Source organism: Candidatus Mycoplasma haematobovis (assembly GCF_001645765.1).
Lineage (GTDB): Bacteria > Bacillota_I > Bacilli_A > Mycoplasmatales > Mycoplasmoidaceae > Eperythrozoon_B > Eperythrozoon_B haematobovis.
This window is the reverse complement of the sequence record NZ_LWUJ01000010.1, coordinates 127,875-148,006: the sequence shown is the minus strand read 5'-3', so window position 1 is coordinate 148,006 and position 20,132 is coordinate 127,875. Positions and strand designations below refer to the sequence as shown.

The 20,132-nt window shown below is 33.2% G+C and carries 22 protein-coding genes; 16 read left to right on the top strand and 6 right to left on the bottom strand.

Going from position 1 to position 20,132, the window contains the following annotated elements:
• The first annotated feature begins 38 nt into the window (after positions 1-38).
• From A6V39_RS01385 to A6V39_RS01335, 11 genes are read left to right on the top strand one after another with little or no spacing between them, the layout of a single operon-like run.
• A complete protein-coding gene (locus A6V39_RS01385; RefSeq protein ID WP_187149889.1) occupies positions 39-800 on the top strand; it encodes a hypothetical protein in 762 nt (253 codons plus the stop codon).
• Positions 801-821: 21 nt separating this feature from the next.
• The gene (locus A6V39_RS01380; RefSeq protein ID WP_187149888.1) at positions 822-1,853 is read left to right on the top strand and encodes a hypothetical protein; all 1,032 of its coding nucleotides are present in this window, start codon (positions 822-824) and stop codon (positions 1,851-1,853) included.
• Between the two features lie 24 nt (positions 1,854-1,877).
• Positions 1,878-2,837 carry a midas domain-containing protein gene (locus A6V39_RS01375; RefSeq protein ID WP_187149887.1) on the top strand — a complete coding sequence of 320 codons (960 nt, stop codon included), beginning with the start codon at positions 1,878-1,880 and terminating at the stop codon, positions 2,835-2,837.
• Between the two features lie 25 nt (positions 2,838-2,862).
• The gene (locus A6V39_RS01370; RefSeq protein WP_187149886.1) at positions 2,863-3,924 is read left to right on the top strand and encodes a putative sodium/potassium/calcium exchanger; all 1,062 of its coding nucleotides are present in this window, start codon (positions 2,863-2,865) and stop codon (positions 3,922-3,924) included.
• Positions 3,925-3,944: 20 nt separating this feature from the next.
• On the top strand, positions 3,945-4,967 hold the full coding sequence (locus tag A6V39_RS01365) for a hypothetical protein (RefSeq protein WP_187149885.1): 1,023 nt from the start codon (positions 3,945-3,947) through the stop codon (positions 4,965-4,967).
• 23 nt (positions 4,968-4,990) lie between these two features.
• Entirely contained in the window at positions 4,991-5,980 is a 990-nt protein-coding gene (locus A6V39_RS01360) for a putative sodium/potassium/calcium exchanger (RefSeq protein WP_187149884.1), read from the top strand.
• A 34-nt stretch (positions 5,981-6,014) separates the two neighbouring features.
• Positions 6,015-7,418 (top strand): hypothetical protein, encoded by a 1,404-nt coding sequence (locus A6V39_RS01355; RefSeq protein WP_187149883.1) that lies wholly within the window; start codon positions 6,015-6,017, stop codon positions 7,416-7,418.
• 43 nt (positions 7,419-7,461) lie between these two features.
• The gene (locus tag A6V39_RS01350) at positions 7,462-8,547 is read left to right on the top strand and encodes a hypothetical protein (protein ID WP_187149882.1); all 1,086 of its coding nucleotides are present in this window, start codon (positions 7,462-7,464) and stop codon (positions 8,545-8,547) included.
• A 3-nt stretch (positions 8,548-8,550) separates the two neighbouring features.
• Positions 8,551-9,621 carry a hypothetical protein gene (locus A6V39_RS01345; RefSeq protein WP_187149881.1) on the top strand — a complete coding sequence of 357 codons (1,071 nt, stop codon included), beginning with the start codon at positions 8,551-8,553 and terminating at the stop codon, positions 9,619-9,621.
• Positions 9,622-9,665: 44 nt separating this feature from the next.
• Complete coding sequence (locus A6V39_RS01340; RefSeq protein ID WP_187149880.1) at positions 9,666-11,072, top strand: hypothetical protein; 1,407 nt, start codon at positions 9,666-9,668, stop codon at positions 11,070-11,072.
• A 46-nt stretch (positions 11,073-11,118) separates the two neighbouring features.
• Positions 11,119-12,117 (top strand): hypothetical protein, encoded by a 999-nt coding sequence (locus A6V39_RS01335; protein WP_187149879.1) that lies wholly within the window; start codon positions 11,119-11,121, stop codon positions 12,115-12,117.
• On the opposite strand, the gene A6V39_RS01330 is transcribed toward A6V39_RS01335, so the two are convergent.
• Positions 12,101-12,646 carry a hypothetical protein gene (locus A6V39_RS01330; RefSeq protein WP_187149878.1) on the bottom strand — a complete coding sequence of 182 codons (546 nt, stop codon included), beginning with the start codon at positions 12,644-12,646 and terminating at the stop codon, positions 12,101-12,103. The two genes, A6V39_RS01335 and A6V39_RS01330, sit on opposite strands and share 17 nt — an antisense overlap.
• A 100-nt stretch (positions 12,647-12,746) precedes the next feature.
• Here A6V39_RS01330 and A6V39_RS01325 point away from each other — a divergent pair, with 100 nt between their 5' ends.
• Positions 12,747-13,664, top strand: a complete 918-nt coding sequence (locus A6V39_RS01325; RefSeq protein WP_187149877.1) for a hypothetical protein — start codon at positions 12,747-12,749, stop codon at positions 13,662-13,664.
• Positions 13,665-13,669: 5 nt separating this feature from the next.
• Here A6V39_RS01325 and A6V39_RS01320 read toward each other — a convergent pair whose 3' ends face one another.
• Positions 13,670-14,089: a hypothetical protein gene (locus A6V39_RS01320; protein WP_187149876.1), complete on the bottom strand. Its 420-nt coding sequence runs from the start codon at positions 14,087-14,089 to the stop codon at positions 13,670-13,672.
• 58 nt (positions 14,090-14,147) lie between these two features.
• Between A6V39_RS01320 and A6V39_RS01315 the strand changes: the two genes are divergently transcribed.
• The 4 genes from A6V39_RS01315 (at position 14,148) to A6V39_RS01300 (ending at position 18,110) form a co-directional block, all read left to right on the top strand.
• On the top strand, positions 14,148-15,092 hold the full coding sequence (locus tag A6V39_RS01315; RefSeq protein WP_187149875.1) for a hypothetical protein: 945 nt from the start codon (positions 14,148-14,150) through the stop codon (positions 15,090-15,092).
• A 72-nt stretch (positions 15,093-15,164) separates the two neighbouring features.
• Complete coding sequence (locus tag A6V39_RS01310) at positions 15,165-16,088, top strand: hypothetical protein (protein ID WP_187149874.1); 924 nt, start codon at positions 15,165-15,167, stop codon at positions 16,086-16,088.
• Positions 16,089-16,188: 100 nt separating this feature from the next.
• On the top strand, positions 16,189-17,136 hold the full coding sequence (locus A6V39_RS01305; RefSeq protein WP_187149873.1) for a hypothetical protein: 948 nt from the start codon (positions 16,189-16,191) through the stop codon (positions 17,134-17,136).
• A gap of 50 nt (positions 17,137-17,186) precedes the next feature.
• Positions 17,187-18,110: a hypothetical protein gene (locus tag A6V39_RS01300; RefSeq protein ID WP_187149872.1), complete on the top strand. Its 924-nt coding sequence runs from the start codon at positions 17,187-17,189 to the stop codon at positions 18,108-18,110.
• Between the two features lie 13 nt (positions 18,111-18,123).
• Here A6V39_RS01300 and A6V39_RS01295 read toward each other — a convergent pair whose 3' ends face one another.
• The 4 genes from A6V39_RS01295 to A6V39_RS01280 form a co-directional block, all read right to left on the bottom strand.
• A complete protein-coding gene (locus tag A6V39_RS01295) occupies positions 18,124-18,597 on the bottom strand; it encodes a hypothetical protein (RefSeq protein ID WP_187149871.1) in 474 nt (157 codons plus the stop codon).
• Positions 18,598-18,662: 65 nt separating this feature from the next.
• A complete protein-coding gene (locus tag A6V39_RS01290) occupies positions 18,663-19,160 on the bottom strand; it encodes a hypothetical protein (RefSeq protein ID WP_187149870.1) in 498 nt (165 codons plus the stop codon).
• 31 nt (positions 19,161-19,191) lie between these two features.
• Positions 19,192-19,578 (bottom strand): hypothetical protein, encoded by a 387-nt coding sequence (locus A6V39_RS01285; protein WP_187149869.1) that lies wholly within the window; start codon positions 19,576-19,578, stop codon positions 19,192-19,194.
• A 206-nt stretch (positions 19,579-19,784) separates the two neighbouring features.
• On the bottom strand, positions 19,785-20,096 hold the full coding sequence (locus A6V39_RS01280) for a hypothetical protein (RefSeq protein ID WP_187149868.1): 312 nt from the start codon (positions 20,094-20,096) through the stop codon (positions 19,785-19,787).
• Positions 20,097-20,132 lie beyond the last annotated feature (36 nt).

The window sequence follows — 20,132 nt, the reverse complement described above, 5'->3', positions numbered from 1 at the left end:
TTCTTAAATTATTTAATTAACTATAAAGAGAGACTACTATGGCTAGAAAAATTACTTCTTTCTTACCACAATTATCTATTGCTGTTCCTATAGCAACTACAGGATTACTTATCTTTCAAGAAATTCCTGACCCTATTACTTCTTTATTATCAAAAACAGCGGATGAACAGAAGGAAGAAGGAGAGAAATCAAAGGAAGGCAAAGAAGGTGCAAAAGGAAATAAGAAAGATGAAGCTGATGGTAAAGGAGGAAAAGGTCAAGGAAAACAAGATGGAAAAGGCGATCTAGTCTATACAGTCAAAAAAGGAGATATGGGAGCACAAGGTGCGGGCGGTTCTGGAGAAGGTAAAGGACAAGATTCTGAAGATGGTCCAAAAGAACCAGTTGCTGATGAAGGAACACCAAGATCTAGTGGAACAGATATAGTAAACGTACTTGGAAGTGAAGGTTTACCAAGCGGAGATACTTTAGGAAATTTACAAGGGTTGTTAAATAATCTTTCATCCCTTACACAAGGATCTTCTGAGGGGGGCCAAAATAATATACAGGGTCAAGAAGCAGGAGACCAAGAGGAAGGAAAACAAGGAGATAGAACTCAAGATAGTGCAGGAAACGATAATGGTAGTGGAGACGCAAATCAAGTTCAAAATGATCCAAGCAATTCTGCAGTTGTTGGTTCTGGTAGCGATGAAGATAGAAGAGAAACAACAGGAATTCCATCTTCTGGCTCAAGAAGAGTTTGGGCTTCAGCTTTCTCAGGATTTTGAGATGGAGACTTAACTGAGGAATTTATTGATTAATTTAAAAGTATTATTTAATTGATGCTTTCTTTCATTAAATTCTTAAAGATTGCGTTGCCCGTTGCCACAGTAACATCTGCAACGACCGCAACAACATTCTTAGTTTCTTCAAGTAGGCATGATTTGTCAAATACAGGAAAAGAAAAGGATTCAATACTTACTGATTTTGTAAATTTAGTTGAAGACTTTAAGGAGAAGAAAATCTTTTACTCTAAGCAGGGAGATGGAGACGGAACAGTTGCTTTAGGAGAAGAAGAATCTGAAAAATTACAAAAACTTATAGATGAAGGGGCTGATATTAACAATATAGGAAATATATCTGATAGCGTTCCTGATGTTGCAGGAACTTCATTACCAAAGCCTGATGCGCAAATGCAAGGAGATCAGGTTTCAAAAGAAACAACAGAATCTAGGAATGATGCAATAATGGAACCTAGTGTTAAAGTGCAATCTCCATTAAACAAAGAAAAAGACAGTGAAGTTTATAGTGATTTAAATGCTTCAGGCGCACTAGATAATTCTGATGAAGTAGCTGATAGCGATGGAGAAGGTAGTGAAAATAAAGAAAAAGGAGGTTTAGTTGATGATGTTAGTTCAGAAGATGAGGGACAAAAAAATCAATTATCAAACGAACCAAATGAAGCGGAAGGCAAAAAGGATCTAGATTCTGGGGAAGGAGAAGAAAGTTTAAAGGCTAAATCCCAAGAGGATGTCAAAAATAATCAAAGTCAAGGAGACGGGAATTTACAGGATGAAAGGAATGAAAAAACTTTACATGAGTCACAATCATCTGTCCAAGTAGCTTCTGGAGAAAATAATGAATTTGATTCAGTCCTTAAACAAGATAATGAAAATCATACAAAAGACGATAAAGAATCAGGAGAATTATCTAGGGAATCAAAAGGTAATAAAGTTCAACAACACGACAGAGGACAAGATGAATTATTTGGCGATTCTGATGTAACTAGGTTTAATTTAGAGGAGCTACAAAAATGACAAGATGAGTTAGGTTTAGCAAAAGATGCTTTAAATGCAATATTATCTGAGATTTAATCACATAATTTGTTAATTTAAAAAATGTTTCCTTTAATTAAGCTCTTAAAAATTGTACTGCCAGTTACTACGGTAACTGCAGCAACAATAGCTACTGTCTCTTTAGTGTCTTTTCAAAAGGCAGATAATAAATTAGATAAAGAAACCACTGATAAAGTCTTAGAGGATTTTGAAAAACCAGTTGAAGAATTTAAAGAACAAACAATGCTTTATGCTAAAGATGGACAAGGTGATAATGTTGCTATTAAAGATGAGAAACAAAAACAACAACTTCTTGAAGAATTAGAGAAAAATAAAGGTCATTTGAAACAAACTGATGAACCTATTAAAGAACTTCGAGAAAGAGGGTCAAATGATCCATCAGAAGGTCAACAAATAGAGAATAAAGCAGTAGATGTTCCAAAAGCAATTGATTTAGAAGGCGAACTTTCCGGTTCAGGTCAGCCGGAGGCAGATGTGCAGATAAATTTACCACCAATGCCGGACCCTTCAAGTGATTTAACAGATGACGATTCTGAAAAGAGCACTCCTCAAGAAGGCGCAGAAGACTCTGAAAATTTAGGCGATTCAGAAAAGAAATTTAGTGAGCCAAAAAGAACTGGAGAATCTGTTGATAGTGATGAAGGCGTGCCAACAGCAGATATTAAATCGCAAGAACCTGTTCAAGATATGCCAGAAAAAAATGGAGAAAGTACTGAGACAGATAGTTTAGATAGAGAAAAAGATACATTGCCTAGTGTTCAGGAAAATGGTGATGGATCCGAAGATAATGAGGATGTATCATCAAAGGTTGATGCTCAAAAAGAATCTAAAGGAGATAATTTCGGAGGAGATGAATCAAATTCTTCACAAGGTGAACAAGATGGTGTATCAAATGAGTCAGGTAGAGAACCCGTGACCAAAGAGAAATTGGATGAACTTATTAGGTTAGGTGATGGCGCTGCAAAAGCATTAGATGATTTGAAACGTTTGTTGTTAGGATAGTTTTTCAGTATTTAAAAGGTAATTGATGTTTTCCTCTATTAAATTCTTAAAGATTGCGTTGCCCGTTGCCACAGTAACATCTGCAACGATCGCAACAACACTCTTAGTGTCTTCGAGCAAGAATGACCTTAATAATAAAGAACAAGATTTAGATGAGGGACTTAAAGATTTTTCAGAAGTAAACGAGAATTTTAAAGACAGGAAAATATTTTATGCCAAAAACGGGAAAGGTAAAGGAACAACAGAATTAAGCGAAGCAGAATCAAAAAGAATAGAGGAATTGATGGCAAAAGGTGCTGAAATTACTGATCAGGGAGAAAGAAGAGATACTGTACCAGAAAATGTAGATTCCAGACCTCAAGAATCTAGTTCGCAACCAACTGATAGTAAAGAAGTTCATGAGCCATCTATAAATTTACCAAAAACAGAGAAGAATACTAGCCAAGGAGAGCCACAATCTCAAGAGGCAAAAACGTCAGTTTCAAATAAAGAACAATCAGATGTTAAATCTGGTGGTGGCTTAGATTCTTCAAATCAATCAGATAATCCTGATTTGGGCAATGTTCAAGGATCAGATGAAAAAGCAGGCACCAAAGAGGGAGAAGTAGGTGGAGATATTCAACAGGAAGGGGAAGGAAAATTAAAGGGAGAACCACAAACAAATGAAATTAATGAAGATAATTCAAATGATTTAGGTGAAGCCGGAAAAGAACAGAGCGAAGAACAAGATGGAGATTCTTTAACAGAAGCAAAAACAACTGAACCACAAAATGATGATTCTGAATCAGGTTCTGAATTAAAGACTTTAGAACATAAAGAAGATGAAAAAGATAATCCAAAAGAGACGGGCAAAGATAGCAATCAACATCAACAAGGAAGTGAAGGTTTTGAAAACAGTAATCAAGATCAAAGAGGGTCATATAAAGAATCAGAAAGACACCAAAACCATCAACAGCAGGATAGAGGAGAAGGTGATTTATTTGGCGATTCTGATGTAACTAGGTTTGATTTAGCAGAGCTACAAAGATGACAAAATGAACTGGGTTCAGCAAAAGATGCATTAAGTGAAATATTGTCTAAACTCTAGTTATTTTGTTGCTTTAAGAAATGTTTCCCTTTATTAAATTATTAAAGGTTGTGTTGCCAGTTACCACGGTAACTGCAGCAACAATAGCTACTGTTTCTTTAGTATCTTTTCAAAAAACAGATAATAAATTAGATAAAGAAGCAGAAGACAAAGTATTAGAGGATTTTGAAAAACCAAGCGAGGAATTTAAAGAGCAAATTATGCTTTATGCTGAAAACGGTAAAGGAGATGGGATAAAGGTTGCAAATGATGAAGAAAGACAACAGTTATTAGAGAGACTTAAAAAAGAAGGCATTAAAGAGAATGTTGGAGAAGAAGGCGACACTGTTACTGATCCCTCTGAGTTAATTAAGAAATTACAGAGAGATATTGAAAATATACCAAAAGACGAAAAAGACACATCAAAAGAAACAAACGCTTTTACTTTTGATGAGCCTCAAATTAAGGAATATCCTGATCCTACATCTGTTGAAACAAAGGGACCAGCACCAGAAGGAGAAAAGGATTCTGAAAATAAAGAAAAAACCGATTTAGGTGCAGAAGATGGCGAATCACAGACATTATCTTCAGCAGAACCTTCTTCAACATCTGCAAAATCAAAAGATACTTTTGAAAATAATTTTGAGGAATCAGGAGATGAGGCGCCATCATATGTAAGCGATGGCAAAGATGAGCCAATAAAATCAGAATTAAAATCCGAAGAAGGTTCTTCATCAGAAGACCTGTCGCAATCTACAGAGAATTCTTTAACTTCAAAATCAGATAGTTCAGATAGTTCAGATAGTTCAGATAGTTCAGATAGTGAAAGAAAAGATTCAGAAAATCCAAACTCTATTCAGTCAAATGAAAATCAAGAAGCAAACAATTCTTTAACTGACCAAAGGCAATTACATTCTTCACAGCAGAACGCAGGAGGATTTAAGGATGTCCTAGCAGGAGAAAAGGGAACTGATGAAATGACTCCAGAAGATGTGGAAAGAATATCTCAATTAGGAAAAGACGTTTCAAACACTTTACAGGAGTTGGAAGGTTTATTGGTTTAGTTTGTTAAAGAGAATATTAAATAATGTTTCCCTTTATTAAGCTCTTAAAGATTGTGTTGCCAGTTACCACAGTAACTGCAGCAACAATAGCTACTGTTTCTTTAGTATCTTTCAAAAAAGATGATACTAAGTTAAGTAAGGAAGCCAAAGATAAAGTCTTAGAGGATTTTGAAAGACCGGTTGAAGATTTTAAAGAGCGCATTATGCTTTATTCTGAAGATGGCCAAGAAGAAAGCGTAAGTGTTGATAGTAAAGATTTAGAGAAGATACTTAAGGCTAAAGAAGAAAATAAGTTATCAGATAAAGATTCTGGCCCAAAATCACAAAATGATTTAGATACTCCACCTAAAGATCCTGTTAAATCTCCACAAGAAGATAAAGGAGTTCAAAATGATACAAATAGTTCTGATGAACCTTCTTTACCATTGGTTTCTGTTCCTGAAGTAGATGAAAAAACTCCAGAGGGAGGTGCACAAGCTCCTACAGTGGCAGAAGAAAAAGGCGGGGAAACAGGCAATCAAAATGATGAAGAATCAAAACAAAATAGTCTAGATAAGCAAGGCCAAGAAGAGCACAAAAAAGATTTAGATTCACCACAACCTTCAGTAGATTCAGAAATGGGTGAAGAAAATTCTGTTAAAGCAAATATTCAAGAACCTAGTGATGGTGTTAATGATTCTTCAGAGCCAAATGATATTTCTGCGAAAACTAAAGATCAAATTATTCCAGAGGACGAAGGCAAAAGCGATGAAGATCAAATAGGAACAAAAGAAGATTCGCCAAGCGAACAAAAAGATGAAGGAGACTCACAATCTTCTTTAGGTGGAGAATCATCTAAGAACCAAGATGGATCTAGCGATATAGGTTCTTCTGATTCTATTTCTGGCGGCCAAGAAGATGGAAAGGAACCTATAACAGAGGAACAACTTAAGAGATTTAAAGAAATAGAATCTGAAGCTTCAACAGCATTAGACTCTTTAAAGAAATTGTTAGGTGATAGTTTTCAAATATAGTCTCTTTCCTAAAAAGCACAAAGTTCTTTAAATAATGATTTCATTTGTTAAGTTTCTCAAAATTGTGTTGCCAATTATTAGTGCAACTACAGCAACGTTGACTACTGCTTCCTTAGTGTCTCGCAAGAAGCATGATCCTGATGAAAAGACAAAATCAGAAGAGATAAATCTAAATAGCTTTGTAACTATAGATGAAAACTTTAGAGAAAAGCTATTGCTTTTTTCTACTGATGGTAAGGGAGAGAATATTACTGTTGAAGATGCAAAAAAAGCAAAGAAACTTATTGATAATTTAAAAAAAGATGAATCTGAAGGCGATTTACCAGACTTTAAATCTCCTGAAGAAGCAATGGAATTTCTTGAGAAAATGCCAGAGAAGATATTAAGTGATTTATTAAAGGGAAGTAATTTATCGCCGGAAGAGTTATCTAAGTTAGCTTCAAGTAAATTTGGCAAAGAAGGAAAACTAGGAAAAGTATTGAAGTCTCCACAGTTTAATTTTGGCCAAAATATGAATCATCCTCAGAGTTCTGGTATGCAAGATCCACCAAGGAATATGTTTAATGGTAAGTCTCCTAATACTCCAAAAATGTCTATGAATATGGAGAGTCAACCAGATTTGAAACAGCCTGATTTTGGACCAATGAAGAATATGCCTAATATTGATCCTTCAAATATGGGCGGAATGGATGAAGAAACTTTAAATACTATGAATAATATGGCAAATACATTGTCTGATTTTGGAAGGAATATGCAACAAGGAATGCCGGCACCTGCCATTCCTCCAATAGGGGCTAATGATATTCCATATCCAAATGTTCCAAATATGAATGTGAATATTAGATTCGGTAAGAATACTGACCAATCAGATAATGCAGAACTTGAATCTTCTGAAAAACAAGATCGTGGAAGCGATAGTGATGCTCAAAAACCACAACCATCAAGTATTGATGATTCTGGACAAGAAACAAATAATGAATTACAACAAGATATGGTTCAAACGTCTCCTGCAAAACCAGATTCTTATGAATCAACAAATGAAATTCCTGAAGATGTTTCTTTACCAAAAGATTCTCCAGAATTGAAAGAACCAACTCAAAGCCATGAATCACAAAATGCTAAAGGAAATGAAGCTCCACCAGCTCCACCAGCTCCACATAATATGTCCGACAGATCTACAAACTTGGGGGCACCTAAATTACCAAATGATATGAGCTCAAATGAAACTATTGATTTGAACTTAGAAATCCCACCCATGCCTGATTTAGTTCTTCCTGATCTTTCTTCTTTGCAAGGCATGTTTGGTGATTTATTCAAAAACAATCCTTTTGGTACTGGGGGAAGTGAAGAAAATCTTAGTTTAGGTGATTTAAGAACATTGGCAGATAGTGTGTTTACAACTGAACAAAAGCTTGATAATTTAATAAAAAATTCATAGTTATTTAGCTCTCTAAGGAGATACTAAGTAAAAGTGTGGATTCATGTTGTTTAGTAATACGGCAAGATTATTAACAATCTTGTCTACCTCTGGAGTTGCAGCTTCTGTAACTGTAGGTATGCTTATCTTTAATAGGAATGATAAACCTGTAACTAAAGAAGTAAGTGAAATATTGACAAATATTGAAATTCAAGCAGATGAATTTCAAAAAGAGCAATATTTTTATGATGAGAATGGAACTAGCGATGGTAAGAGACCCAAGATAACAAAAGAGCAATATGAAAGAATTCAAGAAATACTAAAGGGTCAAAAAAAATTAGCTAAATCTGTAGGACTATCAGAAAGGGATCAACAATCACCAGACGCTCATAGGAATGCTGAAATAACAGATGATAATTGAGATAATAGTATTAGTATTCCTCAGCTTTCCTTACAGAAAAATAGATCCGAAGATAACCCTGAAAATTTAGATGATGCTAATGGAAAGAAACAAGTATCATCTATCGATGCAAAAGATGGCAAAAAACAATCAGATCTAGATCCAGAAAAAGGAAAAGAAGAGAACGGAAAAAGAGATGATTCAGATGAAGAGTCAGATAGAGAGAAATCTGGCTCAGTTTTAAAGAATGATCATGGGGAACAAAAAGGAGAGCAAAAACCAATTCAAGTTGATATTGAGAAGGGAAATAAAGACTCATTATCAAAACAAACAGAAATACAAGATAAACAAGATGGTTCTGAAAGTAAAGAGTTAATATCTGGCGAAGGAGATTCAGATGTCGGCTCTGAGGAGTGTAAACCTTGTCCAAAAGCCAAAAAAGGCTCTAGAGATTCTGAGGAAAATAAAGAATTAGATCAAACAAGCGATGAAAATTTAGGGGTTAAGACTGATTCTGAACCTAAGGAACTACAGTCAAAAGAAAAAAATACAAAACAGGAAAAAGGCGAAGTTAATTTTGAATCTAAAACAGAGAATAATTCGTCAAGAGATAGAGATAGAGATGGTGTATTAGATGAAGAAACAGCAGGCTCTTCATTAACAAATCAAGAACAATTGAGTGTATTAGAGGGGCTGTATGGTCAAGTAACAGATGTTCTATCTCAACTTAAATCTAGATTTGTTATTTAGATAATGTTTCCTTTAGTTAAGTTATTAAAGATTGCGTTGCCCGTTGCCACAGTAACATCTGCAACAATAGCTACTGTTTCATTAGTATCTTCCAAAAAGGAAGATCCAAAATTAAATAGTTCAAATGAAGATACAGTCTTAAAGGATTTTGAAAAGCCAAAAGAAAAATTTGAAGAACAAATTATTCTTTATTCTGAAGACGGGACAAATGAAGGCAAGTCCATTAGCAAAGAAGATTTAGAAAGATTATCTAAAGAGCTACTTGATAATCTTTCTAAAGAATCAAGTTCATCATTTAATATAGATAAACCGCATCAAAACTTGCAAGAAGAATTTAAGAAATTTGTGCCGGAGGGCGATCAGAGTCAAATTTCAATGGAGGATGTTGAGAAATTTCTTAGCCGTGGATCAACACAAAATGAGGAAGGTATTTCTAAAAAAATAGAGAAAAATGATCCTTTAGCGAATGGTGCGGAGGATAGAGATGATAAATTTGAAGGGGAAAACACTGATTCAAACTCTCTTAAAGAGCTAGACAAAGACCAACAGAGAACTGAAGAAGAAGGAAATCCCGTTCAAGACAACGAAGGATTAGGGCAACAAGAGATTTCAAAAAGTAAGGGACAAGATTTGTCTAAAAAATCTTCTCCGGACGGAGGGGATTCAGATGAGGGAAAAATGTCAATTGAAAAGCAGGAAAAAATAGAGCCAAAACAATCTGCTTCTAAAGACAGTGGCGTAAGAGAAGAAGATCAAGAACAGGTATCATCCGATGATAGTTTGTCTGAAACTGGAGAAGCAGATATTAGACAATCAAAAAGTGAAGGAGATGGCCAAAAAGGAGTTTCTTCTACTGGTGATTCATCAAGGGATGAAGGATCTTTACTACCAGAAACAAGCGGAAAGGGAGATGATTCATCTCATAGTTCTTCTAAAGGTCATGAGGATGGTGTATCAGGTGAAAATGGCCAGAAGCCAATGACACAAGAACAATTACAAGCAATTGAAAAAATGGGGCAAGAGCTTGAAGATGTATTAGGTACTTTAAAGAATCTATTTCAAATAAGTGTTTAATACAGTTAACTTTCATTTTTAAAAATCACTTTCTTATTTAAGTAATGATTTCATTTATTAAATTTCTTAAAGTTGTATTACCAATCATTAGTGTAACTACTGCAACACTAACCACTGTTTCTTTAATATCTCATAAGAAACATGACCCTGATGCACAAGCAAAACCAGAAGAAATAAATTTAGATAACTTTGTAACTTTAAACGAAGATTTCAAAGAGAGTATTATGCTTTACTCTAAAGATGGTACAGGAGAAAATGTTACTATTGAAGATGAAGAAAAAGCTAAGAAATTACTTGAACATTTGAAGGAGAATGGTTCTTTAGAAACATTCCCAGAATTCGAAACCCCTGAACAAGCGGCAGAATTTTTAGATCAACTTCCTAAAGCTATACTTAATAATTTATTTAAAGATAGCAAATTTTCACAAGATGAATTAAGAAATTTAGATCCAAACACACTTAATAATTTAGGTAGATTTGGAAAAGATCTTAGATCACAACAACAACAGACAGTTAGAGGCATGGAGGGACGTGATAGTCTTTCTTCAAGAGATATTCCAAATGTTGATGTTTCTGGAAATCCTAATGTTCCAAACATTAGTGGGTTAAATGGTTCACAAATGCAAGAGAATCTTAAGTCTATGGAGAATACTGCACAAAAAGCTTCAAATAGTGCTCAAGCATTGCAAAAATCTGGATTGCTTAAAGATTTAGGTACAGATTCAAACTTACAAGAAGTTGCAAAAGAATTAGTTGATAATTTATTACCAAGTGGTGTTCCAAGTATTTCTGATTCACCATCTAGCATTCAAGCTCCACAAATTCCTGATATTAAAGTTTCATTTGAAGAATCTAAACACAAATCTGAAGAAGAAGGAAATAAAGAGGGCGAAAAAGATTTATCACATGACAATCCTATTAAACAAGAAAGACAAGATAGTGAATTGAGCAATGAAATTACAGTTGATGATGCGGAAAATAATGAGAATATTATTGTTGAAAACAAATTACAGGATTCGAAAATAGATAACAGTGATTTGCCTTCAAATGGTCAAGATTTACAAGTAAAAGGTGATTTAACTTCTCCAGAAGCGAAATCTACAAGCCCATTAACAAAATCAACAATTGAAACATCACCATCTACTGGGGGTGAATCAAGTTCAGATAGCACAGGCAAGAAAGCGGATCAGTTACCTGCACAAAATGAAGTTAGTTCAGATCAATTACACACATCACGTGATCAAATAGATTTAAAAGTGCCACCTTTGCCAGATCTTGACCTTCCTAATGTGCCTTTTGACTTTAGTGCTTTAAATAATGTTTTTGATGCAATTTCAAATCTTGGTACGGGTGGAGATGCAGATGGTCTTAGCGTTTCAGAGTTAAGAGATTGAGCAAGTAAATTGGCTAAAACCTCAAATAGTTTAGGAAATTTAATTTCAAGGTCATAGTTTGGGAAGTGTTGTTATTTAGGTAACAATAAGTAAAAGTTCAATTATGTTGTACAGTAATGTGGCAAAGATTTTTGCTTTATTAACTACTTCTGGAGTTGCAGCTTCTGTAACTTCAGGAATGCTTATCTTTAGTAGAAATGACAAACCTGTAATTCAAGAAGTAAGTGAGATATTGCAAGATATTGAAGTAAAGGTGGATGATTTTCAAAATAGAAAGTATTATTATGCTGAAAACGGAACTAATGATGGAACTGTATCACCAGTAACTAAAGAACAGTTTGAAGAAATTCAAAAAGTATTAGAGGGCAAAATAGATTTAGTTAGTGGTCAGGGACCATCAAATCCAGAAGGAAAACCAATCAATATAGACAAAGACATTCAACAAAATAATGGACAAGGACTTAATGGTGAATGGGGTAATGTTCAAGCTGATAACCCAAGTATTCAGTTACTAACGCAGGATGAACATTCAAGAGAAGGCGAAGATGTACAAAAAACTAAAGATGAAGAAGAAGGTCCGGGGGGCGATAAATTACAAACAAGCGTAAGTCAGAGTACTCAAGATATACTGGGAACTGGTGAAAAAAGCGATTTACCTGTAGATGAAAATAAAACTCCGGAAGAAGATGCTAAGTCTTTGAATAGTCCTGTAACGAAGGAACAAGTGCAAAGTAATATGGGGCCTTCAGGCGAAAGTGACGATGGTTCCTCAAAACAATGTAATCCATGTGAAAAAGATAAACAAACACAAGAGTCTACTGATGGCAAGGGAGATGAATCAGAAGAACAAGAATCTTCATCAGGCGTTTCTGCAAATGGAAATTTAGAGGAAAGTAAAGGCACAAATCCTATTGAAAATCAACCAAAAGACTCTTCTTCCATTAATCCTAATTCTTCAGAGGCTAATGGAAGTGATGGAGTATTAGATGATTCGGTAGGTAGATCTGATTTGGGAAGAGAGGAGCAAATAGAAAAACTTCAAGGCTTATTTGATGAAATATCTGGACTAATAGGACAATTACAAGCTAAAGTCAGTTCTTAGTTGAGCAATCTTTTTTTGTTTCTGTAAATATTGGTTTGTTATTTGGAATATAGGGAAATCTGAATTTATCTTTACATTCTTGTAAGACTCTTTCGTAGTTTGAAAATAATTGCTTTCCTTTATCAATTGATATTTCATCTATGGTTCTTACACCTTCTTCTTCCAGAATAGCATTTTGTATATTAAGGGTGCAGTATTTCTTAGTTAAATCAAAATAAGAATAGTTCTTTCCTATGAATTCTTGATTTAACTTAACTCTACATCATTGCTTTAAGATAAAGCCACCATTTTCATCATTTTCTTTTATTTCTGGAATTATCTTTACTAATTCATTTTTGTAAATTTGATAATTCCTTTTCCACTTAGAGAAGTTATTTAGTTTTGCATTGAATAGAGGCGTGTATCCTTGAGTTTCAAGGAAGACCTCTATATTAGGAGTAGAGAAAAGGAAGCTGTGGATAGAGTGACCAAGCTGGGAAAGTACTACTATCGCAGACGAAGTTAATATAGATTTAGTGATGGAATTCACTAAGAATCCCTGATAGTTTAATTAATATTAACAGATACTATTTATTGTAGCACTACTTTCATGAATATTCTTTATTTATTAAGAAATAAAATCTATTCTCATGCAACTGACTATTACACAACCATCTGTATGGTTTTCTGCTTCAGCATTTAAACCATTCTTATTAATTGGGGTTGCAGGACTTTCTTCAATAGCTTTTTATTCTTCTACTTCTTCAAAAAATAATGATTTACAAGACAAATTTAATAGTACTCTTAAAACAATAACAGAACCGCTTTCACCTTTCACCGATAAGTTAACAGGAGGAACAACTAAGTTATTTGAAAAATTAGAGGGCTGAACAAAAAGTGGATCTAATTATGCAGCAATTGCACGTACATGAGCTTCTAAAAAGCTTATTACAGGCAATGTACCAAATGGAGCTAAACAGATGTTTGCTACTTTAAAGGGATGAGGAGAAACAGCTTATGGTTTTTTGAAAGATTTAATTAAACCTTTATTATCTGAAGATCCTTTGAAAAAGCTAAGAGAATATGCTCCTATGTTGGGAAATATTCTTAGTTTATTTAGCAATATGTTGAAAGCAGATATGAGCGGAGACACTTCATTGTTAAGTGAGTTATTTAAGGCTGCAGGTAAAGAAGGATTTGGTGATTTTTTCTCTGCCTTTCAGAATTTAGCTTCTAAGAAGCCAGATGTATTTAGTCAAATGAATAGCCAAGATGTTTCAGATTTAGTTAATTCCTTTAATGCTAATCAGAAACAAACAACACAGGTTATGCAAGAATTTGCTGATAAACCAATTGTCAAGAAACAAGATTTAATGAATGCTCTTAAACCATCTACATTGATGGGAAAAATTGAAGCAGCTCTTGAAGAAGCAAAAGAATTTAAAGCGAAAGAACATTCAAAATTAAGCGAAGAAGAGAAACAAAGAGCTAAAGCAGTTTATGACAATTTGAAAAAGTTATCTGAAGAGCTAAATAGTTTGATCCAACAAGCTAAAAAAAATAAATAACGTTTCTAAAAGGAAAAAAGCTTTTTACTTTCGTATTTAGGTGTGTCGCTTGGATCTCCTATATAAAATTTACCCTTTCTTGAACTTCATTTGAAAGTAAATACTTTTAATTTGGAAGGACAATTATTCTTGTATTCATTAACAGCTTCAACAATAGCTTTTTCTCAACTGATGTTGCTACGTCCAATATTTTTAGTTTTGCCCCCTTTTGCATCTGCAAATCCCATTGCTGTATAGATTTCTTTCTTTTTTCAATCCTTTATGAAAACAAAGCTACAACCATGTTGTTTGCCTCATGCGTCAACATCTTCTAGTCTTGTTATTTCTGTTATTGGTTTATCTCTATTAATAAAACTTACTTTATGTATAGGTTCTGATGCTTCTTGATTAGTATACGATATAGATAGCACAACCGCACAACCCAATAACTACTGTAAATTTAGTTAATAATTTGAGCATACTTTCTTTTTAATCCTACTAATAATGATTGCCGTTTCATTATCTAGACCATTCTTTAATAATTGGACTCTTTCTAGTTCCTTAAAGCCAGTATTATTTTTAGGAGTAGCAAGTACTTCTTCTATAGCTGTAGTTACTACTATTTCTAAGCCTCCAGCAGAAGCAGAAAAGACTTTAAAAAATGCTACACAGAAAGCAATTGAACCCCTTTTGCCTTTTGCCCAACGTTTGGGAGGTGGTACTTTGAAGTTATTTAATACTTTAGGCGATTGATCAAAGTTAAGTAGCAATGTTGGTAAAGCAATAGTAAAGTGAATTCCTAAAGGTATTGCTTCTGGTAATGTTCCAGAAGGGGCAAAGAGTCTTTTTAGTACACTATCAAAATGATCAGAGTCCATATTTAGTATGGCAAAGTCTTTTGCTCCATCATTAATAAAAAAAGAAACCTACACAGCTATTAGAGATGGTATTAAATCTTCTGCACCTTTAGTTAAGAATATATTGAGTATATTTAGTAGTTTGTTTAATGCAAATTTAAATGGTAACACTCCTTTAATATCCACTCTTTTTAAAGCTATGGATAAGAATGGCTTTGGAGATTTCATGTCGTTATTCAGTAATTTTGCTACTATGCAACAACAAGTATTTAGTCAAATGACTACTCAAGATGTAGGTGATTTATTCAATGCATTTAGTGTTAATCAAGAAGGAACTAGAAAGCTTCTTGAGAGTGTCACAAATATGCCGGAAGGAACAGCTAAAAAAGAGCAACTAATGGAACCTATTAAACCTGCTTCATTAGCTGGAAGAATACAAGATGCTATTGCAAGGGCGCAGTTCTTTTTAAGTAAACAAAAATTAGAAAATGAGCAAGAAAAGAAAGAAGCGATAGCGGCTCAAACAGAACTTCAAAGACTTTATCAGGAGTTAAACGTGACAATTCAAAAGGCTGTTGAAAAAATTAAATAACACAATAAGTAATAGTTTTTGGATTTAAAATTTCTTTCTTAATTTTTTTGTTCTCATTAGGGAATTTAATTAGTGATTCCTCTTCAAATTTCAACCCCCCCTCTAAAGGCTGGTTTTTATTCTTCTCTATTTAAACCCGTGTTTCTTTTAGGAGTAGCAGGAATTACTTCAGCAAGTTTTGTGTCAACAGTAAATGCAAAAGATACTAAGGCGAATGAAACAGTTGAAAAAGTTAGAACTAAAGTTTCTGAAATTGCCGAACCTGTTCTTTCAGAATTAAGAAAAGGAACAGGAAGTTTATTTGAAATTTTGAGCGGTTGAAGCAAAACTATTGGAAATTTTAAACTAGGAAAGAAAATAAACGATTATTTGCAGATTAGTAAGGTTTCAGATGGAGCAAGAGCCATATTTAGTAGTCTCAATTCATGAGCAAAACAGTTAGCTCCAACAATAGAGAAATTTTTACCAACACTTAAATCTTTTGATTGAGAACAAATAAAGAGATGAATTTCTAAGCATGGAGATAAAGCCCTCAACTTCCTTTCTATGCTTAAGAATATTCTTAATTCTAAAGGAGGAGATACTTTGTTAATTACTAAATTATTTGAAGCGATAAACAACGAGAAGTTTGGAGAATTTGCATCTGCTATGGGTGATTTGATGCAGAAAAAATCTGAAGCTTTTGATGGTTTAGATAGTGATGATATGGGAAAAATGTTAGATGGATTTAATGCTAAACCAGAAAATACTATTGAGGAAATGAAAAAATTAGGGGAAAGATCAGAGAATGTGACAAAAGATCAAATGATGGCTGTCTTTAATGAGAATTCTTTAGAGGCAAGAGCAAAACGTTATGGAGCAATAGCAAATGAAATTCTTCAAAAACAAAAAAGCGGAGAACGAATCGATCAAGAAAATTTGAAAGAAGTTATTAGTCAATTAGAGAAGGTTATGCAGGAAATTAAGCAAATAACTAGCAAACATTCAAAAAAATAAGCATTATTTTTTTGTTAACATCAACGTCTTTTGTTAAGTTTAAGAATTTAAAATTTACCTTTCATTTGTTCTTTAATTGCCTTCATTATTTAAGTTGTCGATGATTCAATTACAGGTTTCTGCACCTTCTCTAAAAGCTGGCCTTTATTCTTCTTTTCTTAAGCCTGTATTTCTTGTTGGTACTTCCAGCATTACATCAGTTGGAGTAGCTTTTTCTTTAAATACTAGCGACCAAGGGACCAAGGACACTTTAAACAAAGTCAAATCTCATCTTTCTGTAGTTATTGAGCCAATAAATAATACTTTAGGAAAAGGAATAGGTAGTTTGTTTGGAATTTTAGGAGAATGAAGTAAGAAAGTAGTTAATAGTACTGAAGGCTTAAAGGATAAATTAAATGATTATCTTCAATTGAGCAAAATACCATCAGGTGCAAAAATTATGTTTAAAAGTATTGAAGGTTGAACAGAAAAATTAGGTGAATTTATTAAAGATTATGCGCCAAAATTGAAATCAATTGAGTGGGAGAGCATAAGAAACGGGATTGCACAATATGGAGACAAGGCAGTGAATCTTCTTTCATTATTAAAGAATATTTTTGACTCAAAAGGCGGAGATAATTTATTAATCACTAAATTATTTGAAGCTCTTGGCAAAGATAAATTTGGTGAATTTGCATCTGCTATGGGTAATTTAATTTCAAAACAACCAAATGCTTTTGATAATTTAAATATGGATGAAATTGGTAGTATGTTTGATGCCTTTAACTCTAATCAAAATGCAACTATTGAAACAGTGGAAAGATTAGGAAAAGAAGAAACTGGTAAAGTCTCAAAAGATAAGCTAATGGCAGCATTTAATAAGAATTCTCTTGAAGCAAGAGCTATGCGTTACAAAGAGGAAGCAGAAAAAATGATTGCTAAATATAGTAGTGGTAGCAGCGTTGATAAATCGCCAACAGATAAGCAAAAAATAATAGAACTTGTAGAACAATTAACAAAAGTTAAAGCGGAAATTAGTGAAATAACTGCAAAATATAAATTAACTTAGTTAGTACTAACTTTTTAAGGACTTTCTTAATTAGATTTTTGAAATAGATAGTGATTCCTCTTCAAATTTCAACCCCCCCTCTAAAGGCTGGATTTTATTCTTCTTTACTTAAACCAGTTTTTCTTTTAGGAGTATCAGGAATATCTTCGGTTGGTCTAACTTCTACTTTAAGCTCTAGTAATAATTTAGCTAAATCAATGGTAGATGACATTGTTAAGAAAGTAGGCGAACAAGAGTCAATAAAGAAGTTAGGAACGGGCATTTCAGAGTTATTTGAAACTTTAGAAGATTGATTAAAGAAAGTAGTTAACAAATCTTCAGAGTGAAGAGATAAATTAAAGGATTATGCAAAGATTAATGAGATTCCGACAGGAGCAAAAATGATGCTTTCTAAATTAGGGACTTGATCAGGACAAGTATGAGATGTAATTAAACAATATGTTCCAGAAATAGCCAAAATAAATTGAGAAAAAATAAGATCATTAATAGCACAATATGGAGATAAGGCAGTGAATCTTCTTTCATTATTAAAGAATATTTTTGACTCAAAAGGTGGGGATACTTTGTTAATTACTAAATTATTTGAAGCGATAAACAACGAGAAGTTTGGAGAATTTGCATCCGCTATGGGAGGTTTAATTCAGAAGAAGCCAGAAGCATTTAATGACTTAAATAGTGATGATGTAGGAAAGATATTTGACGCCTTTAATGGAGATGAACAAGGAACAGTTGAAACATTACAAAAATTAGAGCAAAAGGAAGGAAAATTAGATAAAGATCAATTAATGGGTGCTTTAAATAAAGGATCTTTAATGTGAAGGGCAAAACATTATTTAGGTAGAGCAAAGGAATTTGAGGAACAAAAAAGAACCGGAAAACCAATTGATCAAGGCGAATTAAAGTCTGTAATTGAAAACTTAAAGAAAGTTATGCAGGAAATTGAAACAATCAAACAACAGCACAAATCAAAATAAAGATAATTATTTGTTATTTTTTTGGTTTTGAACATTTTTGTTTACCTATTAAATAAGAAAGAGAATTTTCTCCATCAGAATATGCATTAAGCAATTCATAATTACAATCATTATTGGTTCCGATTTCAGGTATTTCTTTTAATTCGATATTATTTTCGATTAATTTATGTCAAACATTGTTCCTTATTAGACAGTATTGTGATGCATCTTTTCAATATCTTGTAGATGTTTGATAACTCGAACATCATTTCTTTAACTGCTCTTTGTCTTTAGCTCAGGAAGGTACGTTATTTAAAGAAGAGTTTACTTTAACTATTGCATCATATAGTTTGTCACTGTGTGTTGAATCAGAGATATATTTAAATCCTAATGTATTTTGGCGACTAACGACTTTGCCTAGTTTAACTCCAAAATTACTTGCTGCAAAAGAAATACAACCAAAGGTTGCTAATGTTGCAACAAAATTAAGATGGCTAAGAAATGACACTGAATTAAGTAATATACGCTTCTTGTTTTTAAATTAACCTTTCGTATTTACTAGATAATAAACAACTATCTCTTAGCTGCTGCTGCTGCTGGAGGTTTTGTTGTATCAACACATCTACTCTTTGCAAATAAGTAGGTTGCAGAATCGTGATTGCTATCGGAATATGAATCTAACAATGCATCTGTGCACATCTCCTCTGGTTTTTCGACCGCTTGAGATAGTGGATTTTTTATTGTAAAGCCTTTGCTTATTAGTTGGTGTCTAATATTATTCTTTATTAAGCAATATTTCGAAGTATCTTTTCAGTATCTTGGAGACTTCTCATATTTATTGCATCAATTTTTCAATTCTTCGGCTGTTTTTGCTACAGTAGGATTACTTGTCTTAATTATTGATTCATACAATTTATCTTTATGTTCTGATTCTGAAATATATTTGTAGCCTAAAGTGTTTTGATTTCCCGAAATCTTACCTAATTTAACTCCAAAATTACTTGCTGCAAAAGATACACATCCAAAAGTCGCAATTGTCGTAAAAAAATTTAAGTGCTGTAAGAAAGACATATAGATTTATTAATTTAGTTTGAAATAATGGTTATTTTGCTTTTGGTTTGGGAAACTGAGTAGCACACTTGTTTTTAGCGAATAAATAGCTTTCAGATGTTTTGCTACTATCAGAATAAGAATCAAATAGTTCTTTAGCGCACTTAGCTGGTTGTTCTTCATTTGGCTCAAATCCATCTGATATCAATTGATGTCTAATATTATTTTTCAAAATGCAATATTTTGAGGCATCATTTCAATATCTAGGAGATTTTTCATAACTTTTGCATCATTTTTCTAAATCTTCTTTATTTTTTGCTCAACTAGGGGCTCCAGTTTTGATTATTGATTCGTATAGTTTATTTTTTCGGTCTGTTTCAGAGATATCAGAAATGTATTTGTATCCCAATGTATTCTGGTTACTGGTAACTTTACCCAATTTAACACCTTATTCTTTAATAGATAATTATTTTGATGCTGTTTGTGGAGATGTCACACATTTATTCTTAGCAAATAAGTAATTTACAGACTCCTTACTATTATCAGAATATGAATCTAATAATTCATTAGTACATTCATCCGTTCCTATATTTTCTTTTAAAGTAGAACCATTTGCTAATAACTGATGTCTAACAGTATTCTTTATTAAGCAATATTTCGAAGTATCTTTTCAGTATCTTTTCAGTATCTTGTAGATTTCTCGTGATTTGAACATCATTTTTCTAATTTTGTCTTATCTTTAGCTCAATCAGGAGCACCATTTATTGAGGCATTTGCCTTTGATATTGCCTCATATATTTTGTCTTTGTATTGAGAGCTAGAAACATATTGATATCCTAGAGTATTTTGGATACCAGCAATTTTTCCTAACTTAACTCCAAAATTACTTGCTGCAAAAGAAATACAACCAAAGGTTGCTAATGTTGCGGCAAAATTTAAATAACTAAGAAAAGCCATTATTACTTATTTAACTATAGAAAATTCACCTTATTT